The organism is Rhizobium sp. Nf11,1 (assembly GCF_050587665.1).
Taxonomy (GTDB): Bacteria; Pseudomonadota; Alphaproteobacteria; order Rhizobiales; family Rhizobiaceae; genus Rhizobium.
This window is the reverse complement of record NZ_JBOBHU010000002.1, coordinates 400,538-422,154: the sequence shown is the minus strand read 5'-3', so window position 1 is coordinate 422,154 and position 21,617 is coordinate 400,538. Positions and strand designations below refer to the sequence as shown.

General features: G+C 60.0%; 22 protein-coding genes, 3 pseudogenes and 1 riboswitch. Of the genes and pseudogenes, 15 read left to right on the top strand and 10 right to left on the bottom strand.

The window, feature by feature from the left end:
• The first annotated feature begins 278 nt into the window (after positions 1 to 278).
• The 3 genes from ACQ7C1_RS04880 to ACQ7C1_RS04870 all read left to right on the top strand — a co-directional run bounded on the left by ACQ7C1_RS04880 (position 279) and on the right by ACQ7C1_RS04870 (position 2,586).
• Positions 279 to 545 (top strand): DUF1488 domain-containing protein, encoded by a 267-nt coding sequence (locus tag ACQ7C1_RS04880; protein ID WP_097599671.1) that lies wholly within the window; start codon positions 279 to 281, stop codon positions 543 to 545.
• A gap of 39 nt (positions 546 to 584) precedes the next feature.
• A complete protein-coding gene (locus ACQ7C1_RS04875; RefSeq protein WP_430957522.1) occupies positions 585 to 851 on the top strand; it encodes a BON domain-containing protein in 267 nt (88 codons plus the stop codon).
• Positions 852 to 2,343: 1,492 nt separating this feature from the next.
• A complete protein-coding gene (locus tag ACQ7C1_RS04870) occupies positions 2,344 to 2,586 on the top strand; it encodes a DUF982 domain-containing protein (protein WP_430957521.1) in 243 nt (80 codons plus the stop codon).
• Positions 2,587 to 2,801: 215 nt separating this feature from the next.
• Here the strand turns inward: ACQ7C1_RS04870 and ACQ7C1_RS04865 are convergent, their stop codons facing one another.
• Complete coding sequence (locus ACQ7C1_RS04865) at positions 2,802 to 3,017, bottom strand: hypothetical protein (RefSeq protein ID WP_097599683.1); 216 nt, start codon at positions 3,015 to 3,017, stop codon at positions 2,802 to 2,804.
• Between the two features lie 258 nt (positions 3,018 to 3,275).
• On the opposite strand from ACQ7C1_RS04865, the gene ACQ7C1_RS04860 reads away from it, so the two are divergent.
• The 3 genes from ACQ7C1_RS04860 (at position 3,276) to ACQ7C1_RS04850 (ending at position 5,115) form a co-directional block, all read left to right on the top strand.
• Positions 3,276 to 3,719 (top strand): hypothetical protein, encoded by a 444-nt coding sequence (locus tag ACQ7C1_RS04860; RefSeq protein WP_246721663.1) that lies wholly within the window; start codon positions 3,276 to 3,278, stop codon positions 3,717 to 3,719.
• A 462-nt stretch (positions 3,720 to 4,181) separates the two neighbouring features.
• Positions 4,182 to 4,490 carry a hypothetical protein gene (locus ACQ7C1_RS04855; protein WP_430957520.1) on the top strand — a complete coding sequence of 103 codons (309 nt, stop codon included), beginning with the start codon at positions 4,182 to 4,184 and terminating at the stop codon, positions 4,488 to 4,490.
• A gap of 313 nt (positions 4,491 to 4,803) precedes the next feature.
• Positions 4,804 to 5,115 (top strand): hypothetical protein, encoded by a 312-nt coding sequence (locus ACQ7C1_RS04850; protein WP_183698236.1) that lies wholly within the window; start codon positions 4,804 to 4,806, stop codon positions 5,113 to 5,115.
• Between the two features lie 161 nt (positions 5,116 to 5,276).
• Here the strand turns inward: ACQ7C1_RS04850 and ACQ7C1_RS04845 are convergent.
• The 6 genes and pseudogenes from ACQ7C1_RS04845 to thiC form a co-directional block, all read right to left on the bottom strand.
• Positions 5,277 to 5,465, bottom strand: a pseudogene (locus ACQ7C1_RS04845) (cold-shock protein); the annotation flags it as partial.
• 99 nt (positions 5,466 to 5,564) lie between these two features.
• A complete protein-coding gene (locus tag ACQ7C1_RS04840; RefSeq protein WP_221138209.1) occupies positions 5,565 to 6,191 on the bottom strand; it encodes a thiamine phosphate synthase in 627 nt (208 codons plus the stop codon).
• Complete coding sequence (locus ACQ7C1_RS04835; RefSeq protein WP_221112691.1) at positions 6,188 to 6,961, bottom strand: thiazole synthase; 774 nt, start codon at positions 6,959 to 6,961, stop codon at positions 6,188 to 6,190. The genes ACQ7C1_RS04840 and ACQ7C1_RS04835 overlap by 4 nt, the downstream gene beginning before the upstream one ends.
• A gap of 1 nt (position 6,962) precedes the next feature.
• Positions 6,963 to 7,160: a sulfur carrier protein ThiS gene (gene thiS, locus ACQ7C1_RS04830; protein ID WP_430957519.1), complete on the bottom strand. Its 198-nt coding sequence runs from the start codon at positions 7,158 to 7,160 to the stop codon at positions 6,963 to 6,965.
• Positions 7,157 to 8,143 (bottom strand): glycine oxidase ThiO, encoded by a 987-nt coding sequence (gene thiO, locus ACQ7C1_RS04825; RefSeq protein WP_430957518.1) that lies wholly within the window; start codon positions 8,141 to 8,143, stop codon positions 7,157 to 7,159. The genes thiS and thiO overlap by 4 nt, the downstream gene beginning before the upstream one ends.
• Before the next feature lie 2 nt (positions 8,144 to 8,145).
• Positions 8,146 to 9,978 carry a phosphomethylpyrimidine synthase ThiC gene (thiC, locus tag ACQ7C1_RS04820; RefSeq protein WP_430957517.1) on the bottom strand — a complete coding sequence of 611 codons (1,833 nt, stop codon included), beginning with the start codon at positions 9,976 to 9,978 and terminating at the stop codon, positions 8,146 to 8,148.
• A gap of 94 nt (positions 9,979 to 10,072) precedes the next feature.
• A riboswitch (TPP riboswitch) is annotated at positions 10,073 to 10,204 on the bottom strand.
• Positions 10,205 to 10,469: 265 nt separating this feature from the next.
• Between thiC and ACQ7C1_RS04815 the strand changes: the two genes are divergently transcribed.
• Complete coding sequence (locus ACQ7C1_RS04815) at positions 10,470 to 11,738, top strand: metallophosphoesterase family protein (protein WP_430957516.1); 1,269 nt, start codon at positions 10,470 to 10,472, stop codon at positions 11,736 to 11,738.
• Positions 11,738 to 15,211 (top strand): AAA family ATPase, encoded by a 3,474-nt coding sequence (locus ACQ7C1_RS04810; protein WP_430957515.1) that lies wholly within the window; start codon positions 11,738 to 11,740, stop codon positions 15,209 to 15,211. Before ACQ7C1_RS04815 ends, ACQ7C1_RS04810 begins: the two co-directional genes overlap by 1 nt.
• A 46-nt stretch (positions 15,212 to 15,257) precedes the next feature.
• On the opposite strand, the gene ACQ7C1_RS04805 is transcribed toward ACQ7C1_RS04810, so the two are convergent.
• Both ACQ7C1_RS04805 and ACQ7C1_RS04800 read right to left on the bottom strand, forming a co-directional pair.
• Complete coding sequence (locus ACQ7C1_RS04805; protein WP_430957514.1) at positions 15,258 to 15,680, bottom strand: type II toxin-antitoxin system VapC family toxin; 423 nt, start codon at positions 15,678 to 15,680, stop codon at positions 15,258 to 15,260.
• A complete protein-coding gene (locus ACQ7C1_RS04800) occupies positions 15,677 to 15,931 on the bottom strand; it encodes a type II toxin-antitoxin system Phd/YefM family antitoxin (RefSeq protein WP_285192417.1) in 255 nt (84 codons plus the stop codon). The genes ACQ7C1_RS04805 and ACQ7C1_RS04800 overlap by 4 nt, the downstream gene beginning before the upstream one ends.
• Positions 15,932 to 16,165: 234 nt before the next feature.
• Here ACQ7C1_RS04800 and ACQ7C1_RS04795 point away from each other — a divergent pair, with 234 nt between their 5' ends.
• Positions 16,166 to 17,077, top strand: coding sequence for an acetamidase/formamidase family protein (locus ACQ7C1_RS04795; RefSeq protein ID WP_430957607.1), 912 nt, complete (start codon positions 16,166 to 16,168; stop codon positions 17,075 to 17,077).
• Between the two features lie 21 nt (positions 17,078 to 17,098).
• On the opposite strand, the pseudogene ACQ7C1_RS04790 reads toward ACQ7C1_RS04795, so the two are convergent.
• Positions 17,099 to 17,237, bottom strand: a pseudogene (locus tag ACQ7C1_RS04790) (proline iminopeptidase-family hydrolase); the annotation flags it as partial.
• A 123-nt stretch (positions 17,238 to 17,360) separates the two neighbouring features.
• Here ACQ7C1_RS04790 and ACQ7C1_RS04785 point away from each other — a divergent pair.
• From ACQ7C1_RS04785 to ACQ7C1_RS04760, 6 genes and pseudogenes are all read left to right on the top strand, one after another.
• On the top strand, positions 17,361 to 18,038 hold the full coding sequence (locus ACQ7C1_RS04785; RefSeq protein WP_430957513.1) for a class I SAM-dependent methyltransferase: 678 nt from the start codon (positions 17,361 to 17,363) through the stop codon (positions 18,036 to 18,038).
• Positions 18,039 to 18,486: 448 nt separating this feature from the next.
• A complete protein-coding gene (gene fabZ / locus ACQ7C1_RS04780; RefSeq protein WP_430957606.1) occupies positions 18,487 to 18,933 on the top strand; it encodes a 3-hydroxyacyl-ACP dehydratase FabZ in 447 nt (148 codons plus the stop codon).
• A pseudogene (locus ACQ7C1_RS04775) lies at positions 18,933 to 19,061 on the top strand (FAD-dependent oxidoreductase); the annotation flags it as partial. The gene fabZ and the pseudogene ACQ7C1_RS04775, both read left to right, overlap by 1 nt.
• 195 nt (positions 19,062 to 19,256) lie before the next feature.
• Complete coding sequence (locus tag ACQ7C1_RS04770) at positions 19,257 to 20,525, top strand: GMC oxidoreductase (protein WP_430957605.1); 1,269 nt, start codon at positions 19,257 to 19,259, stop codon at positions 20,523 to 20,525.
• Positions 20,497 to 20,904, top strand: coding sequence for a hypothetical protein (locus tag ACQ7C1_RS04765; RefSeq protein ID WP_430957512.1), 408 nt, complete (start codon positions 20,497 to 20,499; stop codon positions 20,902 to 20,904). Before ACQ7C1_RS04770 ends, ACQ7C1_RS04765 begins: the two co-directional genes overlap by 29 nt.
• Complete coding sequence (locus ACQ7C1_RS04760; protein WP_430957604.1) at positions 20,888 to 21,613, top strand: SDR family NAD(P)-dependent oxidoreductase; 726 nt, start codon at positions 20,888 to 20,890, stop codon at positions 21,611 to 21,613. Before ACQ7C1_RS04765 ends, ACQ7C1_RS04760 begins: the two co-directional genes overlap by 17 nt.
• Positions 21,614 to 21,617: the final 4 nt, after the last annotated feature.

Genomic DNA, 21,617 nt, shown 5'->3' with positions numbered 1-21,617 from the left:
TCCAGCCAGCCACGAACTCTCCTCTGACCCTACATTGCAATTCGAGGGCCGCGCCCCATATTTCTTAGGACCGGAGCTGCGAAGGAGCAGCCGTCGTTCCGGGATTCCGGCACCCCGACAGCAGGAAGCCGGACAGGAGGAAGGTCTCCTGCATCTGTAGCACAGCGGCAACCTGACCAGCCCTGCCGCGCCTCAGCGAGCCCGGCGGAAGTTCAATGGCATACTTTGCGACAGTCCAGTTTGACTTGGCACGACCAACCCCTCCGGGAGAGAAATGCGTGACACTGACCTTTCCCAATAGAAGCCGCAGTTTCGACGAGAGCCGCAATGCCGTTCGCTTCTCCGGATATGACGGCATGTTCGAGGTGCGGTTTTTGATTGAAGCCAATGCCTTGCGGACCGCAAGCCAGGCCGCCCGCTCCGAAGACGAGTGCTTGAGAGCCTTTGATATGGCGCGCGAGGCCATTCTGGATGCGGCAACCCATGCCTACGGCCGCGGCTGCAAGGACCGACATACCCTGACGGCGCGGGATATCCGCCGATAGCCTATTACACCCGAAAAGGGCCGCGCAGGAGGCGAAACGATGTCAGTCGACAGAAAACATCTCAGCGTCGCGAGCCGCGTAGCAACCCGCCATCCCGACCAGGACGATCTTGAATCGGCGGTCGACACCGCGCTTGCCGATTCCAGCGATCTCGACTCCAGCTATATCTTCGTCACCGCACGCGGCAGCGATATCACGCTGGCCGGGTGGGTGCATGTGCAAGCGGAGGTGTTGTTGGCGGAGGAGATTACGCTGAGAACGAAGAGTGTGCACAAGGTTCATAATGAGCTGTCGCCGGGTTTGTGAGGCGAACCCATGGCACTATTTCCATCGGCGCGCATCCGCGCCGTCTTCCCGCCCTGACTGGGAGCAAGCCCGGCACGCTGCCGGGTTTCCGTTAACCGCAGATGGATCTCCCGATCACAGAGGCGGTTGGCGGACGAGGTCCTGCATGGCGGCGACGCTCAAAGCCTCCATGCGTTCCCGCAAGGCTCGCTCATCGAGATTCTTGCCCGCCGAGCGTAAATCTGCCATGATCTTGCCGCGGCGAACGCGATGCCGCAGGAATTACAGTTGGCTGCTTCGAAAAGTGGGCTCGCTTCAGTTTCTCAAAGCGAGCCTTCCGAGTTGCTACTATCAGACGTCTATTTGCGTCCACCACCAGGACGGGATTTGGCACCTGTTCCGCCTGCGGTCTTGGCGTCGGGAGCTTGCCCGAAGTTTGTTCCCCCCAGGTGCCCGCCACCGCTCGTGTTTGCGACCTGGCGTTCGGTTCTGCGCCGGATCTCAGCTGCATTGGTTTTGCTCATTTTCAATTCCTTTTCGTCGCATGAGTGATCGCTGCCGGACGGCGCCCGGAAGACAGAAGTTCGATTTTGAGAGAAAAGGTTTGCTTGACGCCAATCGGCGCGAAACGAAGCTCTACTAGCAAACTCGATGTGGCAACCTGAGCCGCCATTGTGTTTAAACGAAGTTCTGGGACAGCGAGCCGGCCAACAAAAAAGGCCGGGGCGAAACCGCACCGACCTTCCTCACATCGCTACTCGTACCAATGCCAGTACATCCGTGGTCAAAAGCAGAAAGCGATTGCGGCAATTGCGAGCGACAGATGCTTTCCAGCGCTCATCAGCAATGCCGATGAGAGGCATATACGCACCCGCTGCATGAAACGCAACCGCAATTATCGGTTTTGTTAAAGATATCTTATAAAAATTCAAATTGCGTGATTCACATTGCATCCGGAGCTGCGCTCAGGCATGGTCGCCTCGTCAGCAGCCAATGTTACGGGCGCTGCTGCATCAGGGCTTTCAGCCCTCGCCCCAAATTGAAGGAGGACCGGAAATGTCTTCCGAACACGTCCATATCTTAAATTCCAGAGACCTCACAATGCTGCGAGGCGTCTTGGATGCGGCTGGATACAATTCAGCCAGAAGCGTCGCCCATCCTGAGCGATACAGCGCGGCAGCGAAGTTGCTTATCCAACGTTTCCAATATGGGATGACCTCTGCCGACGACCTTTCCAGGGAGCTGGAAAGGTGTTTTGGCGAGCCAATATCGTCGAAGTCTCCGCCAAGCTTTGAGCGGACACGCGCCTCCATTCAGGGACGGCCTGCCCTATAAACCTCCGACAACCGTAGGACTCCCCGGCCCTCCCAATGTATAGGGCGATAGCATGGAACAATGCGTCAAGGCGGGGGTTGGGGGTGTGGATTGCACGGGTGAGGAACTTTTCTCCCTCATGCCGTACTCCGGCTAACTGTGAGATCCACTATTTCTCAAATGTGGAATCGGAGACTGTGTGTCGACGTCGGCGTGGCTGCTCTTAGTGGTTGAACGCAATCAGGTGCGGCATATTATTGCGTCCGCAGATGAAGCCCTTGACATGCTTTTTAAGAATTGGCCGGTGACGAGCGGTAGCGCTTTCTTTATGGCAATGGAGGCCTGTGCGGACACGGTAGAGGGCATAGTAACCGAAGGGGAAGCCCAGTCCGCATTCCTTGCAGCAGCTTTTGACGCGCGAGTCGTGGTTCGGATCGCCTAGCTCTTGACTTAAAAGGACTGCCAAATTCCTCGTCTTCGGGTCAGAACCACCTGGAGGCGGCGTCCGAGGCAGGTCAGGAAGGCCGCAATGGGAAGCGCAAAGCCCGGCCACTGCCCGGCTTGGGCGTCGTCGAAAAGAGGCGTGCCGGGGAGCCTGACGAGAAGGCTGCGGAGTGAACAAGCGGGAAGCCCGTCAACCGCCCCGAGTGCGCAGGCTCAGCGTTCCAATCGGATCGACGCCTGAATCAGATCCTGATGGAAGCAATGCTTGCGCAGATCCTCTGTCAATTTGACCAGCCTTTCGTTGGCCAGTCCAGCGGGCTCGCCTCGCGTCAGCATTCCGTCGATCAGGCTCTGCTGAGCGCAGATCATCTGCCGGTCGATAGTCACCTGCCGGCGCGCGAGTTCCAGGTCCTTCGGGGAATAGGTCATGAGAGACTATATCATACAGGCAGATGAAAGTAGGATTCAATTCGGAGCCGCCTCGGTACTATAGCGGCCGCCAGGTGAGTTGATATCGCTGAACGAGCCGAGGAGAGCCCGCGCCTCTCGCCCGTGACCTAGTAGCTCCGCAACGAGAATTATATGGTTGCCTGGCACTGCGTTAGCCGCTTTCGCCTTGGATAAGGCGCAATAGAGGCGCATGTTGGCATATCGGCAGCCAATGAAACGGGCGCTGCCGATCAAGGGGTGGCTCCCTTCGCCCCAATCAAGGGAGGACAAGATGTCTTCCACCTTCAAGCACTCTTCCCATATCGCGGCATATGGCGACTTCTTATTCAGGGCTTCCATCCTGGCGAGCTTCGCCGTCATCATCAGTTTAATTTTGAGAGGCTGGTTATGGTAGTAATCATCACAACCGGAATTCCGACGAAACGCGACGAGAATTGGCGGCTCCGGTCCATCCTCAAGCGCGCGGACTACGCGACGACAGATCTCGTTGCTTCAGAACATGGCGACCATCACGAAGAGGTGATGGTGATAAGGCGCATCAAGGCGGCGACGATTCCCGCGCCCGCCTACCCCTCTTCGAGACGGCGGAAGCTGCATGCCGATCCTGAGGCTTTGGCATCATGGGAAAACGAAGGGGGCGCCACGCGAGATGTGGACGCGCCTGCGGACAAGAAGAATTGATGACCCGCGAGGCAATTGAGCAAGGAATGCCGGATTGGCGATCAGGCTCGGTGGTCGAAAGCCCAGCCCCTCTTAGTCTTTGGTGATGCTGAAATTCTGCCCAGTGGTATGTTGCAAAGACCTGCAGCGATCATGCCGTCGCAGGCGTGATGTCGCATTGCTCCAGCTCGGAAAGAGGTGATCGAGCGATTTCCGGTTCACCGACTTCATTCGGAGTTCGGACGGCATGTGCGTAGGTCCTTCTACGTCCTTCTGGCCCTGATGATTGAACCTGGAAAGAGATGATTGCGAAAAATCACCACATTGGGACGCACAGGTCTGACCGCTTTCTCCTCATCCCACAATATTCAGTTTGCCAGCCGTATCGATTAGGCGCATGGTAGGTCTTCAGTAGCTGTTTCTCAGGGCGCTACTGCGTGGAGGTCGGTTTTCTGCCTTCGCCCCAAATTGAAGGAGGACAGCATGTCTTCCAATCTCAACATGTCTGTGCGGACCTCTGACCTGGCTGTATTGCAGGGCGTCCTTGACGACGCAGGATACGATTGCACAAGTAGCCTTGCAGACCCGAAATATTACAACGTTGCCGTCAGACTGCTGTTCAAGCTTTATCACGACGGAATGACCTCGCCCGCCGCCCTCTCTATCGAACTCAGCCGGCACTTCGGAAAAACACCACTGTCCTCGAAATCATCCGCGGAGTTCGAAAAAAATCGCAAGCGGATTCAGGGTATCCGTTCAGCCGTTAAAGTTAGGTCGCCTACCGGCGCCTGAACAGACCTTGTTGGGTAACTTCTCGCAAAGCTCATTCGACGAAGGCCTTACCAACGCGATGGAGGGTTGCATGCCGGCGCCGTTCGAACGGCTAGACGACCTTCTCATCGCCCCCGGCGCAAGCGTCGGAGGCGCAGGAAGTCGTTGACTCTCCGTGCCATGAACTACCTGCAGCGAAAGTGCACACGGCGCCGGATTGCGCCGGCGGTCCAAGCCGTTCACTCAAGACCTTGCTGCTGCGCTTGCGAAACCATAATGCGCAACAGCCCGCCGGGAAGCGGCACAATAATGGGCACCGTCAGAGGAGGCTAGAATGCCAGAAGCACCAAACGAATTTGCGGCCAGTCCAAACGGAGACAAATGGTATCTCGAACATAACGAAACAGCGGACCAGCATACTGTCATCCATCGCGCCAACGATGCCTCCGGCGGCACTGTGACGAGATGGCCGATTTCGAGCTTTCTGGAGCACTTCGGCGATCATCCGCAAGGTCAGGCTCTTCGCGAGGCATTGCACGATGCTGGATCAGCTGAGCAGGAAGTACCGAGTGAACATACGCCCGTTGTGCAGAAACTGGTGACTTCTTTCCCTTGGTCCCGCAAAACGCAACACGTTGAGGATTGAGTACGCTCTCACTTACCTGAAAGGGTAGCCCCACGGGCGGTCTCAGGCTCGGCATATGCAAACGATGTCAGCTGGGTCGTCGAAAAAATTCCTGGCGCGGTCCTTGACGGACCTCCGTCCACTCGTCTGTACCCCTTCAAGCAGACTGAAGATTGCCAGACCGACATCTTGCCGGACTTGTCGTCATGCTCCAAGTCGTAGCCGTTCTTCTGGCCTTTGACGATTTCGCGCATGCCAGCGCGTTCCACGGCAGAAATATGGACGAACGCGTCGGGGACGCCGTTGTCAGGCTGAATGAAACCGAGCTCATTAGTGGAATTGAACAGATCCGGCGTCCGCCGCGCAAGCAAACGGAGCAACCGAAAAGTCGAATTTCGTGACGTAGTTGAGTATATGGATAATACCAGCGCCGGCAGGATCGAAGGCTTCCCCGTTTCCGGCGGGATGTATCAACCTTCATCCTCATTCGCGCGCCGCCACGGCGCGGTTGCGGCCATCCATTGCCGCGTGCGGGCCTCGGGATCCGCGTTGCGGGTGATATCGGTGACCACGGCAGCACCATCGGCGCCTTTTTCCAGCACCAGCGGCGCGCGTTCGGCAGTGATCCCGCCGATGGCGACGAGCGGTATCGCGCCGACGCGCCGGCGCCAGTCCGCAACACGTTCAATGCCTTGCGGCGCCCATTTCATCTGTTTGAGAATCGTCGGCCAGACCGGTCCGAGCGCAACGTAATCCGGCTCTGCCGCCAGCGCCGTCTCCAGCTCCGCTATGTCGTGGGTGGATAGGCCGAGCTTCAGGCCGGCGCGACGAATGGCATTCCTGTCGGCGGCCATCAGGTCCTCCTGGCCGAGATGAACGAAATCGCATCCTTCATCGATCGCAAGTTTCCAGTAGTCGTTGACGACCAATTGGCAAGCCGCTGCCGCGCAGGCAGCCTTCGATCGCCGGATCTGCTCGCGAAGCACGGAGTCGGGGCAATCCTTGATGCGCAGCTGGACGAGTTTGACGCCGAGCGGCACGAGACGCTCGATCCATTCGGCGCTGTCGACGATCAGATAGAAGGGGTCGAGCTTCACGAGAACACTGCCTTTCCGATAACGGGAGTGGATGGGACGGCGATATCACGTGGCTCCAGCGGTATGGCCCCATGCGCCAGGCGGCCGGCATCGATCGCAAGCGCGAAGGCCTCGGCAATGCTGGCGGGATCTCCGGCGCCGGCAACGGCGGTGTTGAGGAGAACGGCATCATAACCGTACTCCATGACGGTGGCGGCGTGAGACGGGCGGCCGATGCCGGCATCGATGATCAGCGGCACATCCGGAAAGTGCGCCCGGAACGATCGCAGCGCCATCGGGTTCAGCGGCCCTTGAGCGGAACCGATCGGCGCGCACCAGGGCATCAGGACGCGGCAGCCGGCATCCAGCAGCCTTTCGGCGACGACAAGGTCGTCGGTCGTATAGGGGAAGACCTGAAAGCCCTCGCCGGTCAGGATGCGGGCCGCTTCGACAAGGCCGAAGACGTCAGGCTGCAACGTATCGTGATGTCCGATGACTTCGAGCTTGATCCAGTCGGTGCGGAAGACGTCGCGCGCCATCTTCGCCGTCAACACGGCCTCCTGCACGCTGTGACATCCGGCCGTATTCGGCAGCACTTGCACGCCAAGCTCGCGGATCAGGTCGAAGAAGGCGCCGCCTGCTTTGCCGCCGGCGGCTTCGCGGCGAAGCGAAACGGTGACGATCTCGGTCTTCGAGCGCTTGACCGCCTCTGCAAGCACAGCTGGAGACGGATAGCGGGCGGTGCCGAGCAGCAGTCGGGAGCGGAATTCAACATCATAAAGTTTCAGCATCTCAGCCTCCTTGCATGGGTGCGAGAATTTCGATGCGGTCGCCTTCGCCGAGCCTGAAATCGGCACGGTCCTCGCGGTGCACCAGCTCGCCGTTGACAGCGGTTGCCAGCCATCCGCCTTCGTATTCCAGAGCGAGAAGAAGATCTGCGAGCGTCGTGGCCGCGACCTCCTGTTCCTCGCCGTTGATGATGAAGGTCATGATGCCCTCCTTTCCGGTTGCTTGTCTTCGCCAAGAAGAAGTCGCGCCACCTCGCCTGCCATGGCCGGCGCCAGTAGAAAGCCATGACGGTAGAGGCCATTGACATGGAGGGTGCGCCCCTCCTGCGTCATACGCGGCAGATTGTCGGGGTAAGCTGGCCGCACGCCTGCGCCGGTTTCCATAACCCGTGCCTCGCCGAAGGCAGGGTTGAGGGTATAGGCGGCATTCAGCAACTCCATCAGCGATCGCGCTGTAATCGGGCCGGTATCGTCACTTTCGATCATCGTCGCCCCGATCATGAAGCGATTTCCTTGCCGCGGCACGATATAGATCGGGTGGCGCGGATGCAGCAGGCGAACGGGACGGGAGAGAGAGACCTCGTTCGTTTCGACGCAAAGCATCTCTCCGCGAACGCCGCGCAATCCGGGCAGACGGCCGATCTGGGCAGCCCCGGTGCAGTCGATCACGCGATCGTAAGGGGTAAGGTCGGCATCGCCCCTGACGCCGAATGTGAGGCGCATACGGGCTTCCTCAAGTCCGGCGGCGAGCCCGGAGAGCGCCTGCCGCGGATCGAGATGCGCTTCCTGTCGGAAGAACAATGCCCTGCGGAAGCGGCCGGCGAGATCCGGTTCAAGGGCGGCGATCGCCGGCTCGTCCAGCCATTCCCATCCGCTTGTCCGGCGGCAAAAGCGGTCGAGTTCGCCGGCATCTCGCCCGGCCGCCACGACAAGCGTTCCCCCGCGATTGACATGGCCGGGCAGCGCTGCCTCCCACCAATCGGCGGCAAGACGGCCGAGCGCCAGGACCGGCTCCTCTGCGCTTTCCCGTTCGCACCATGGGGCCAGCATGCCGCCGGCAAAGCCGGATGCGCCGGTGCCGACCCGGTCGGCTTGCTCAGCGACGCTGACCCGGAAACCGTGCCGATAGAGCTGCCAGGCAACGGTGAGGCCGGCAACGCCGGCCCCCTTGACGAGAATGTGCATCGTCATTCTCCGGAAGGCGTTTTTGCGGCTTCGGCGACCGGCATGTAGAGATCGCCGCCGTCGCGATACCTGGCGGCCATGGCTTCCAGTCCTTCTTTCTGGGCTTCGGCGCGTATATCGTGGGAGATGCGCATGGAACAGAATTTCGGGCCGCACATCGAACAGAAATGCGCCACCTTGTGTGCCTCCTTCGGCAGGGTTTCGTCATGGAAGGAGCGCGCCGTATCCGGGTCGAGGGAGAGGTTGAACTGGTCTTCCCAGCGGAATTCGAACCGCGCCCGTGACAGCGCATCGTCGCGGATGCGGGCGGCCGGATGTCCCTTGGCAAGGTCGGCGGCATGAGCGGCGATCTTGTAGGTGATGACGCCGGTCTTGACGTCGCTGCGGTCAGGCAGCCCCAGATGCTCCTTCGGCGTGACGTAGCAGAGCATGGCCGTGCCGAACCATCCGATCATGGCGGCTCCGATGCCGGAGGTTATGTGATCGTAGCCTGGCGCAATGTCGGTGGTCAGCGGTCCGAGCGTATAGAAGGGAGCCTCGCCGCAGACCTTGAGCTGCTTGTCCATATTCTCCTTGATCTTGTGCATCGGCACGTGGCCCGGGCCTTCGATCATCACTTGGCAATCCCTGGCCCAGGCAATCCGGGTCAGTTCGCCGAGGGTTTCGAGCTCGGCAAATTGCGCAGCGTCATTGGCATCGGCGATCGAGCCGGGGCGAAGGCCGTCTCCAAGCGAGAAGGACACGTCGTAGGCACGGCAGATGTCGCAGATTTCCTCGAAATGCTCGTAGAGGAAACTTTCCTTGTGGTGATGCAGACACCACTTGGCCATGATCGAGCCGCCGCGTGAGACGATGCCGGTGACACGATTGACGGTGAGCGGGATATAGGCAAGCCGCACGCCCGCATGGATGGTGAAATAATCGACGCCCTGCTCGGCCTGTTCGATCAGCGTATCGCGATAGACTTCCCAGGTGAGATCTTCTGCAATGCCGTTCACTTTTTCGAGTGCCTGGTAGAGCGGCACCGTTCCAATCGGAACAGGCGAATTGCGAATGATCCATTCGCGGATGTTGTGAATGTTGCGGCCGGTGGAAAGGTCCATCACCGTGTCGGCGCCCCAGCGGATCGCCCAGACCATCTTTTCCACCTCTTCCGCCATCGACGAGGTAACCGCCGAGTTGCCGATATTGGCGTTGATCTTCACCAGGAAATTCCGGCCGATGATCATCGGTTCGGTTTCCGGGTGGTTGATGTTGGCCGGAATGATTGCCCGGCCGGCTGCGATTTCCTGGCGCACGAATTCGGACGTCACGAAATCGGGAATATCAGCGCCAAAGCTTTCGCCGTCGCGCGCGAGCGCCTCCTTCGCAGCCTGCCGGCCGAGGTTTTCGCGGATGGCGATGAATTCCATTTCCGGCGTGACGATGCCGGCGCGCGCATAGGCGAGTTGCGTGACGGCGCGGCCCGCTTTTGCCTTCAGCGGCGTGTTGCGAATAGGGAATTCCGGCGTCAGCCGCTCGCCGGTGACAAAACCATTGTCTTCAGGCTTCACCACCCGGCCTTCATAGGCCTCGACATCGCCACGCGCCCTGATCCAGCTCTCGCGCAAACGCGGCAGTCCGGCGTCGATCGAGACCGTATAGGCCGGATCAGTATAGGGACCGGACGAATCATAGACCGTTACAGGCGGTTCGCCCGAGGTCGGGTGAAGGCTGATTTCGCGCATCGGCACGCGCAGATCAGGATAGAGCGTTCCGGGCTTGGCGATCTTGGTCGAGGCCGGAAGCGGGCCGGTGGTGACGACCGGAGTAAGCTTGGGTGCGACGATATTCATGGGTGAGGCTCCAAGGTTTGACGTTTGGAGACCCAGTTCCAGTGTTGGAATGATGGAAAGACGCCTCATGCGACAAAGCGAAATCCGCCCGATAGCCGCAGCGCCCGCACCGTCCCTACGCCAGTATGAACTGGATCAGGTTCAACGGGTCACTGCGCCACAACAGGCAAAGCCGTATTGTTCAGCAGAATCTCAGCCCCTTGCCGGGACACCCCTGGTGAATGCCCTGCATCAAAGACCGCTGCGGCCCTGATGTCAAGCCGGCCCTCACGCGTTCCCATCCGGACCTTTTGAGTCGGCGGCCAGTCCGATAGAGCAGCATTGATTGTGGATGGGCCGGCTCCGCCGGCCCATTTTACTCGCCAGGACGCTGCCGCCATGCTCTGAATATTCGTGGCATGATCTGATGTTTTGCTGACGGGCGATAACGTCCGTTTATTTGTCAGACGGCGCCTGCTGGATCACCCTATCGCAACACCATTCTTGCATTCATGCCCTATCGTTTCGTTCACACTGCCGATCTCCATCTCGACTCTCCCCTGCGCTCTCTCGCGCTTCGCAACGCCGAGCTGGCCGATCTCGTCAGCGACGCCAGCCGGCAGGCGCTGGTCGCGATCGTTGATCTTTGCCTTGAGGAGCAGGTCGATGCGCTTGTTATCGCCGGTGATCTCTATGACGGCGAGCAGACGTCGATGAAGACGGCGCGCTTCCTGGCAGGCGAGCTCGAACGGCTGCACCGAGCGGGGATCTTCGTCTTCAAGATCCGGGGCAATCATGATGCGATGTCGAAGATCGCCAGGGAACTGGTGATGCCCGATACGGTGAAGATCTTCGGCGGCCATGCCGAGACTGTCGAGACCACCAAGGGCAGCTTGTCGGTCGCAATCCACGGTCTGAGCTTCGCCAAGCCGCAAGCCCCGGACCCGCTGCTGCCGAAATTCAAGCCGCCGGTAGCGGATGCCGTCAATATCGGCATCATGCATACGAGCCTGGCCGGATCGGCTGGACATGATGTCTATGCGCCCTGCAACGTGCTCGACCTGCATGCCTCGGGTTTCGACTACTGGGCGCTCGGGCATCTCCACCAGCGCAGCCATTATCCCGGCACGGCGACGGTCATCATGCCCGGCATGCCGCAGGGCCGCGACATCAATGAAGCGGGCGTCAAGACCGTGTCGCTGGTGACCGTGGCGGACGACCGGACCGTGACGGTGGAGGAGCGGCGCACAAGCATCGCGCAGTTCGAGCGCGTCAATGTCGACCTCACGGGTGTCGATGATTGGCGTGAGGCGGCCACGGTGGTCGAGACAGCGCTGATGGCGCAGCGCGACCGCACGGCTTCGCCGCATCTTGTCGCACGCCTCAGGCTTTCCGGCCGCACGCCGCTCTCCTGGCAGTTGCGGCGCGATGTCGACCTCATGCAGGCGGAAGCCGAGCGGCGCAGCGACGTGATCGGCCGCACCTGGATCGAGAAGCTGGAACTCGCCTTCGAAGCGCCCTCGATCCCCGCGGACGCGTCCGCCGCCGATCCCGTCATCGAACTCGGGGCGCTGATGCGGGACGAGGTCATCACCCGCAGCGGATTTCGCGACGAGGTCAGGGAGATGGTCCGGGACCTGCTTGCCGACCTGCCGCCCGAGAGCCGGGCATTTGCCGGCCAGAACGAGGCGGGTTTTGAACGCTTCATCGACAACCTTCTCGCCGATGGCGCCGAGGACATCGCCGCCCGGATGAAGGCGGTGGATCGGGGAGACAGCTGATGCGTCTGCGCCGCCTCGACCTCACCCGCTATGGCAAGTTCACCGATCACTCCATCGATTTCGGCGCGGCCCGTCAAGGTTCGCCGGACTTGCACATCGTTTATGGCCTGAACGAAGCGGGCAAATCGACCACCTTCGCCGCCTATCTTGATCTGCTCTACGGCATTGGTGAGCGCAGCACCTATAATTTCCTGCATCCCTACAATACGATGAAGGTCGGTGCGCGGCTGGAATTTGGTGGCTGGGAATACGAGCTGGCGCGGCTCAAGCTGCGGACCGGCAGCCTCGTCGATGATCGGGGACAAGCTGTGAATGAGGCGCTTCTGGCCGGCGCGCTTGGCGGCGTCGGTCGCGAGGCCTATCGCACCATGTTCTCGCTCGACGATCAGTCGCTCAAGGAAGGCGGCAACGCCATCATACAAAGCAAGGGCGAACTCGGCGAATTGCTGTTCTCGGCCAGCTCAGGCCTGGCAGGCCTGAGCCGTTCGCTGGTGACGGCAGCCGACGAAGCCAACGCGATCTACAAGAAGCGGTCGTCGAGCACCAAGCTCGCGGAACTCAAGCGTTCGCTCGAAGCGCTCAAGGCCGAGCGCAATGCCATCGACACGCTTGCTTCGGCCTATGCGGCCCTGAAATCGACTTATGAGCAGGCCGACGCTGCCTATGGAAAAACCACGCGGGAACTGGCCGAGGCCAAGACCCGGCATCAGGAGCTGACGCGCCTTCTCGGCGCCCTACCCCCGGCCCTAGAGCTCCGGCGGCTGGATGCAGATGCAGCCGCCATGAGCGATCTGCCGCGGCCGCCGTCCGAATGGTTCGCGCTCCTGCCCCAGCTTTCGCGCGACGAGACGCGGCTGCAGGCGCTTGTCGAGACCGCCGACCGCACGCTGCGCCAGCTTGCGGATGAGATCGAGGCGATCGCGATCGACGACAAGGCGCTGGCAGTCACCGCGCATATGGACCTGCTGGATCAGGGTCGGGCGCGCTATCTTGCGGCTGAGAGCGATCTGCCGAAGCGCCGGCTGGCGCTGGCCGAACAGGAGGGTGAGTTGGCCCGACTGCTGGCCGATCTCGAACAGCCGGGCCATGCGAAACCCGAGGCGCTGCTGCTGCCCGCTTCGCTGATCGGCATCATCCGCGATCTTATCGAACGGCGTTCCGGCGTCGAGGCGAAACTGGCAGCCGCTGATCGGGAACTGTTGCGAGTGCGGGAGAATCTCGAAAGGCTGAACAGGGAAGGCGGCTCGCGAGATGGATCTGGGCTCCTGGATCCTGCGCGTTTCGGCCGCATCGAAATCGCCCTGAGCCGGCTGGCGGGATCTGATCTCCCCGTGCGGCTTACCATGGAAGAACGGACACTTGTCCAGGCGAAGCGAACGCAGGAGAACCAGTTTGAACAGCTCGCACCCTGGAGCGGCAACGCCGTCGCTCTGCAGCGGACGGCCGCGGCAGAGCCTCGACAGATCGAAACCTGGCGTGGCCAAGCGACTGCTATCGACAAGCGGATTGGCGATCACGAGGGAAGGCTGCGCGATCTCGGCACCGAACAGGCGCTGACCAAAGCCCGGATCGCGGCCTTCGTCGCCGGCGGTTCGATCGACGATACCGAGGCCACGCGGCTGCGCGATGAACGCGATGCCGCCTGGCAGGCGCATCTCACCAGTCTGAATGCCGCCACGGCTCGGATTTTCGAGGAGCGGATGCGGCAGGACGACGTGGTATCCGCCGGCCGGCTGTCGCGGGCGCAGGAACTGGCCGAGCTGCGCCAACTCCGCCAAGCGGAAGCGGCAACGGCAGCAATGATCGAGCGGCAAAGGGAACTGCTTGGCGAAGCGCGCGCCGAACATGATGCGCTTGCCGAGCGCATCGGTGATCTGCTGCCTGAAAACATCGAATATGACGCCGAAGCCGCGGCGCGCGTGGCCGCACTCGACACTTGGAGCACCAAGCGAGCCGCAGCGCTGGCCGCCTGGGACGATCTGCAGCACGCAGAAGACACGGTGCACGCGCTTCGCATCGAACTGGATAGGCATGCCGCAACGCTTGCGGAGAGCCTTGCAGAAGCCGGTCTTGATGACGCAGACCAGCGACGGGTCGCCGAGCTGATGCAGGCTGCAAATGATATACTCGCCGCCAGCACAGCCGAGCGGGCGGCGCGGCAGGCGCATGAAAAGGCGGTCGGTGACCTCAGCCACGATCTCAGGGAACGCCAGCGCGACCAGCAGGAGGCGGAAGCCGCCATGGCGGCCTGGGAGCGGGAATGGGCGGAGGCGCTGTCGCGAACCTGGTTTGCCGACAAAGCCGGTTCGATGGCGGCCGTCCGAGCAATGCTGAATGCGCTCGCTGCACTGCCCTCCATCCTGAAGGAAAGAGATGACCTCGCAACTCGTGTTGCCGCGATGGAGCGCGACCAGCAGCAATTTCGCGAGCATATCGCCGGTCTTCTCAGAGACTGCGGTCTCAGCCAGCCGGCCGTAGATACGCTCGCCTCCGCAAACGCGCTTGTGGAACGTCATGAGGCGGCACGGCATGCGGCTCAGCTTCGGGCAGACCGGCAGGCGGATCTCGAAAGACAATTGGAAAAACGGCGTGCGCTGGAGGAGGAACTGGCCGTTCACAATGCCCGCAAGGACGAATTGACCGGCTATTTCGCCGCAGACTCGCTTGCTTCGGTGGAAGTATTGCTGAACCAGTCCCGAGAGCGGGACCGGCTGGAAGAGCGGGTCGCCACCTTACGCCGCCAGATCACCGAGGCATTGCGCGCTGCGAGTTTTTCCGAAGCCGAACGGCGCCTTGACGGTGTCGACGCCGCTGCGGTCGAGCGCGACGCCATGGAGCTTGGCGCTCGGATCGAGGATCTCACCGAGCGTGCGAAGCTTCTCTATTCCGACGTGTCGCTGGCGCGGCAGAAGCTCGAGGCCGTCGGAGGAGACGACGCCGTGGCCCGGATCGAGGCCAAGCGCCGAACCATTTTCCTTGAAATCGAGGAACTGGCCGTGCGGCATCTGGCGCTGCGCGCCGGCATGCTCGCGGCCGAACAGGCACTGCATATCTATCGCGAAAAACATCGCAGCTCGATGATGAACCGCGCATCGGAGGCCTTTCGCCTGATCACCGGCGGCAATTATTCCGGCCTGACGACCCAGCCCGATCGGGATAAGGAGATATTGATCGGCGTGTCGCGCGACGGTGGTTCGAAGCTTGCGGACGCGATGTCGACCGGCACTCAGTTTCAGCTCTACCTCGCGCTGCGGCTGGCGGGTTACGAGGAATTCGCAGCGTTTCGCCGGCCGGTACCCTTCGTCGCTGACGACATCATGGAGAGCTTCGACAATCCCCGCTCCGAAGAGGTTTTCCGCCTGCTCGGCGAAATGGCAAAGGTCGGACAGGTTATCTACCTTACCCACCATTGGCATCTCTGCGAAATCGCGCGAGACGTCGTTCCGAACGTGACCATACATCAACTGCCGTGACAGGGCGCAAAGAAACGGGCGCCACTTCTGCGTTTCGGCGGGGAGATCAATCTTGCCACGGATCCAGCACGATAATGCCCATGCCTTCGAAACCCCGGACATTGCGGGTAACGACGGTCAGGCCGTGAACCAGGGCGGTCGCGGCAACCAAGGCATCGGCTTCATTGCGCCGGTCTGGAACATGCAGATGCGCGCAGCGGGTCGCGACCGCATCGTCGATCGATAGGATACGGTCGGCGAATGCTGGTCGAACCAGATTTTCCAGCCACGCACGCAGACGAGCGCCTTGCGCCGCATCGCGGCGCTGTACGCCGAGTATTCCACGTTCCAATTCCAGGATCGTCATGGAGGAGATGCATAGGCCTGTTGCATCTTGCGCTCCAGCCCATGCGACCACATTGGCATCGGCCATGCCGTCTCCGACCTTGCGAAGTTCGGAAACAACATTGGTGTCCAGCAGATATTTCAAGATAGATCGATTCCTCGGGGGGCGATCTCAACACGAGGCAGGTCGAAATCGATATTCGAGAGGCCTGGCATGGAGAGAGCATCGACGAGACTGCGAGGCTTGCCGGTTAGCCGCTCGAATTCGTCATAGGTCATCAACACGTGGGATGGCTTCCCGCGATCCGTGATGATGACCGGACCATTTTGCGCCGCCTTCTTTGCCCTGCTCACGTCGTGATTTAGTTCGCGGCTGGAAAGACGTGTCACGCTCATAATCCACCTCTGATGTAGGCACTTACCTACATATAGCATTCGGAGAATGAAAGGCAAGATCAGCCGACCGTTTCGCGGCAGGAGACGTCGGGTCACGATCGCGAATCGATGCGGGGTTACGCGAGCGATGTCGGGATATTGGCTTCCACATCATCTCTGATCTAGTCTCGCTTCTCAGCCCGGCAGCCCAGCCGCGAGCTGATGGTATTCGAAACAAGCGAGAGCCGTATTCTCATGACCACTCACCGCTTCATTCCGACGATTTTTCACAATGTCATCGGCTCTCTTCCGCCCGCCTTGCGTGTCGCTGACGGCGATACCGTGGTCACTGAGACGCTCGACGCCATCGGCTATGACAAGGACGGCATCCGGCGGACATCCGGTCCCAACCCGATGAACGGCCCGATCTTCGTGGAAGGCGCGGAGCCCGGAGATGCGCTGAAGGTCGAGATCATCAGCATGATCCCGACAAGGGACACTGGTTTTACCCGCAGCATCGTCGCGGCCAATGTCATCGATCCGGAGACGGTTCGCGACCTGCCGCCGCGCGATATGGCGATCTGGGCGATCGACCGCGAAGCATTGACGGTCCGATTGTCCGAGCCGGTCTCCGGCCTCGATAATTTCGTTCTGCCTCTTGCGCCGATGATCGGCTGTTTCGGCGTTGCGCCCAGCCTCGGCCAGGCGATCTCGACGGCGACCAGTGGTGAATATGGCGGCAACATGGATTATCGCCTGTTGGGTCCGGGCACGACCGTTCGATTGCCGGTATCGGCGCCGGGTGCCCTTTTCTTTCTGGGCGACTGCCATGCCGCGCAAGGAGATGGCGAGATCGTCGGCACCGGCGTCGAGACCACTTTCGAGGTTACGGTGCGGCTGACGGTGGAAAAGAAGGCCGGCCTGGTCTGGCCACGCGGAGAAACCGCTGAAGACATTTTCACCATCGGCAATGCCCGGCCTCTCGATCAGGCGCTTCAGCATGCGACGAGCGAGATGTTGAACTGGCTGGCGTCGGATTACGGGCTGGACAGGACGGCGGCCAGCCATCTGCTCGGCCAGGTGGTGCGTTACGACGTCGGCAACGTCTTTGACCCGGCCTATACGATGGCTTGTCGGGTCGCCAAGAAATGGCTGGTTCGCCGATAGGCGATCGTTATGGTGCAGTTCTCAGTCGTGCCGTGACTGGAACTGGAAACGGTCGCCAGGCAAAGCTGCTTTTCCTCGACATGCGGCATGTGGCTGGAATTCTCGAACGGCACCCATCGCAGCCGGGACTGACCACCAGCGGTGTACCGGCTATCAACAGCCGACCTGTCCGGCGAAATGGGGGGACTCCATATTAACAGAATCAGAGCAATAACACATCGAGGAATGGTGGGTTGGGTCCCTCGGTTGATAGGGAAAGACAACAAAATCTGGCAGGCCAATCATGGACGGGGCAATGGATAGTCTAAAAACGCTGATGACGAATCCTGCAATACGGGCACGTATCGACAATGAATGGGATCAGCTGGGGACAGATTTTGCCGCAGCTTATGCCGCGATGCCGGTCAAGTACATGTCGCGTACAGAATTGTCCTTTCATTCTTACGTCAAGCTTTTGGGATTTCTCTGTATCGATGTGGCCTCGACCGAGGGAGATATCGTCGAGATCGGCGTCTGGAAAGGCAAGTCTCTCGCCTTTATGCAAAGGCTTTCGTCACCCTCGACAAAACTCGTTGGAATCGATCCATTCGAATTGCCGGGGCAGCTTCAAGAAGTCGATTATTTTCGCAACGCTCTCTATAGAACCTGCATTTTGGTAAGAGGCTACTCGCAGAATGCCATCGAGCGCACGCTTCAGGCTTCCAAACGGTTCAAGATTTTGCATATCGATGGCGGTCATACGAGCGAGAACGTATGGGCAGATTTCCTCCTTTATGAGCGATTTGTTGTACCCGGCGGGTATGTCGTCTTCGACGATTACGGCGATTTTGCCCATTCACCGGAAGTAGGACCCGCCGTAGATAGGTTAAATGCAGCGGGCCTATTCGAAGCTTATGATGTTTTGGGTCAATTGCCGGAGTACGAGAGCAGCTATGTCCTGCGAAAGCGAAAGGGCGCGTGAAATTCCGCGCTTCTCGAGCGCTGGCGAGCATTCTGTCTTGACCCTCAGCCAGCTTTCGTGAGTTGCCTTGGCAAGGGACGCTTAGCCTTTCGGACGCACGAAGGATGCTCCTAACACCTTGAATTTACACATCCGCCCGAAAATCGATTCCGATTTTCGGGCGGATGTGTTAGGAGGTGCGATCATTCCACCATGATCATTTGCCGGCGCCGTCCGGGTCATGAAGCTATCGAGCTGATAGCGGGGGCCTAATGCGGGTCGCTCTCCAGGCGCTTTCGCCGCGCGAGTTGGCGGGGTTTCTGCGCAAGCCTGCGGCAGGGTTGGCTTGTTAAGTCGCAGTACGCCTCAATTTCGCGAGTGCGATCCATGGACATTGCGTTTCCAGGATCGTGCTGCCGAATTTGCTTTAGCTGTCCGACAAAAAGCAGGAGTAAGAACATTGGGATTCATGTTGAACGGGGAGGCGCTGAAGGATTATCAGCCAAATCGATATCCTTTCCTGATGATCGACTGCGTCACCGACGTCGAGCCAGGTAAGCATGCAAAGGGCTACAAGAACCTCTCCAACAACGAGTGGTATTTTCCTATTCACTTTCCCGGTCGTCCGAACATGCCCGGCGCGCTGCAGCTCGAGGCGATGGCGCAGATGCTCACGGTCGCGATCACCACGCAGGAAGGGCTGAAGGGAATGATCACACATGCGCTTCAGCATACAGTGCGGTTTCGCAAGGAAGTTCTGCCGGGAGAGTGCCTGCAGATCGAGGCTTACGTCGACAGCTGGCGACGCGGCATATGTAAGGGTCACGCGACGGGTTATACCAACGGCACTATCGCCTGCGAGGCCGATATGTTGATTACGATACCGGACATCCTAGAACAGTTTCTTCCGAAGTAATGGACCGTTTCCACTTCATCATCGTCGGAGCCGGGGCAGCGGGAGCGGCAGCGGCCTGGCGGTTGACGTCGAAGGGATATCGGGTGTTGTGCCTTGATCGCGGCCCGCGAATGGAGGCCTCCAGCTACCCATCCACGGGCCCGGACTGGGAGATCCGAAAGAAGGCGGAGTTTAATCCAGCAATTGCAGAACGGCAAAACCGTTTCGATTACCCGGTTGATGACGCAGATTCCCCGATTGCGGTATGCAACTTCAACGCGGTTGGTGGTTCAACGGTGTTGTATTCAGGTCATTTTCCACGGTTTCTTGCACCCGATTTCGCGTTGAAGACCAATGAAGGCGTCGGGCAGGACTGGCCGCTGAGCTATGCCGAGCTGATGCCGTATTTCACATTGAACGAACGGCAGATGGGCATGTCCGGTCTCGTCGGCGATCCCTATTATCCGGATATCGAGGAGGCGCTTCCTCCTGTGCCGCTTGGCGTGGCGGGCGCCCGGCTCGGCCGGGCGTTTAATGAAAAAGGCTGGCACTGGTGGCCAAGCTTTGCCGCAATCGCCACGCGGGACAAAGGCGGGCGCGGCGCCTGTCTCAATCTTGGCCCTTGCAACACGGGCTGCCCGCAAGGGGCCAAGGCGAGTGCCGACAATACCTATCTGACGGATGCCTTGAGGGAAGGACTGACGATTGTTCCCGAATTCGCTGTGTCGCGCGTCCTCGTCAAGGACGGTGTGGCTTACGGCGTCGAGGGTTTTGATGCAAGCGGCGAGCGCCATGCGTTTCTCGCTGAGAACGTCATCCTTGCTTCGAGTGCTATCGGTACGCCGCGCATTCTCCTCAATTCGAGGAATGCCGAGCGCCCGACAGGGATCGGCAATATGATGGGTCTCGTTGGCCGAAATCTGATGATCCATCCGCTTGGTTACGTGGAAGGCATCTTCGCCGAGCGGATGGACACGGACGCCGGCCCGCAGGGGTGCATGCTTTACAGCCTGCAGTTTTACCGTTCGCAAGAAGCGGGATACAAGCTTGGTTATATGATGCACGCATTGCGGGGCACCGGGCCTGTCGAGACGGCGATGTCAGCGCTCGGCAAACGCAAGCTGCGTTTCGGGAGCGACATCTATGGCGATTTCGATGCGCTTTATGGCAAGCAGCTCGTTGTGGCGATCATCTGCGAAGATCTGCCGGAGGTGGAGAATAGGATCGAGCTGGACGAAACACGACAGGATCGTTTCGGAGATCCGGGCATCAAGGTTCACTACAAGCTGCACGAAAATACGAAAAAGATGATGGTGCGCGGCATGACCCGCGGGCGCGAACTCATGGCGGCGGCGGGAGCCGCGAGAAGCTCAGCCTACGGCCCGGTCCGCAACACCGGCTGGCATTTGCTCGGAACCGCGCGGATGGGCGACGATCCGCGGCACTCCGTCGTCGATCCATCGGGAAAAGTTCACGATACCGACAACCTCTACGTCATCGACTCCAGCGTCTTCGTTACCGGTTCCTGCGTTAATCCTGCCAATACCATCCAGGCAGTTGCCCTTCTCCTTTCGGATCGCATCGATGAACGTGTCAGACAGACCATCCTATAAACTGCTGGCAAGAATGTTTCCCGGTGAGCCCGAAAGATCGGTCCCGGCATTCGATGCAATCGCGGACGCGCGCCTGGGAGAGCGGCTTGCCGGTCTCGACGAGATTGATGCCTTAATTCTGAAGGAGACGGAGGCCCCATGGCCTGAGGACGTCAATGCCTTGCTCAAGGCGCTGCGAAGTGGTGCACCAGATCTGGTTGACCATTTCACAGAGCAAGCGGTGGCCCTCTATTTTTCGACGCCGGCCGTCGCGAGGGCACTCACCGGCAAACCGGTTCCGCTTTTCCCGAACCGGACCGTAATGGACGATATCGACTATGATCTCCTGGAACCGGTGATCGCCAATTGCGGAGGGCTTGCAGATGCCGAACGATCCTGAACGCGTTGCGGTCGTAACAGGCGGCAGCAGAGGTATAGGTCTCGGCGTTGTTCGGAAGCTGGTCGGCGACGGTTTTTCAGTCGCCGCCTGCAGTCGCCATCCGTCTCCCGCGCTTCCGACCGGGAATGAAGGCGATGTCCACTTCTTCCACCTCGATCTTGCCGACCCGGATTCGGTGAAGGAATGTGCACAGGCACTTCACCGGCAATACCAGCGCATCGATGCGCTGGTGAATTGCGCCGGTGTCGCTGCCGGCGGACTGTTTTCGATGGCTCGGATTGAGGATTTGAAACGGGTATTCGACGTCAATTACTTCAACCAGATTCTGTTTTCTCAATATGTGGCGAAGAGAATGGTGCGGGCAAAGGCGGGCTCCATTGTCAATATCGCATCGACCGCCGGACTGCTTTCAGACGCGGGAACGCTCGCTTATGGTGGCAGCAAAGCGGCGCTGATCCACGCCACAAAGGTAATGGCGACCGAGCTGGGGCCATTCGGAATTCGCGTCAATGCCATTGCGCCCGCGGTGGTTGAGACCGAGATGGCTGTCCAAATGGACGAAAAAGCAAGAACAGCGTTGGACGAGCGTTCGCGATTGCAGGGAGTGGTCGAAGTGGCCGACGTCGCCGAACTTGTCGCCTATCTGGTGTCCGACGCGTCATCGAAGATGACGGGACAGATCCTGCGGCTGGACAGAGGACTGCATTGAGCTG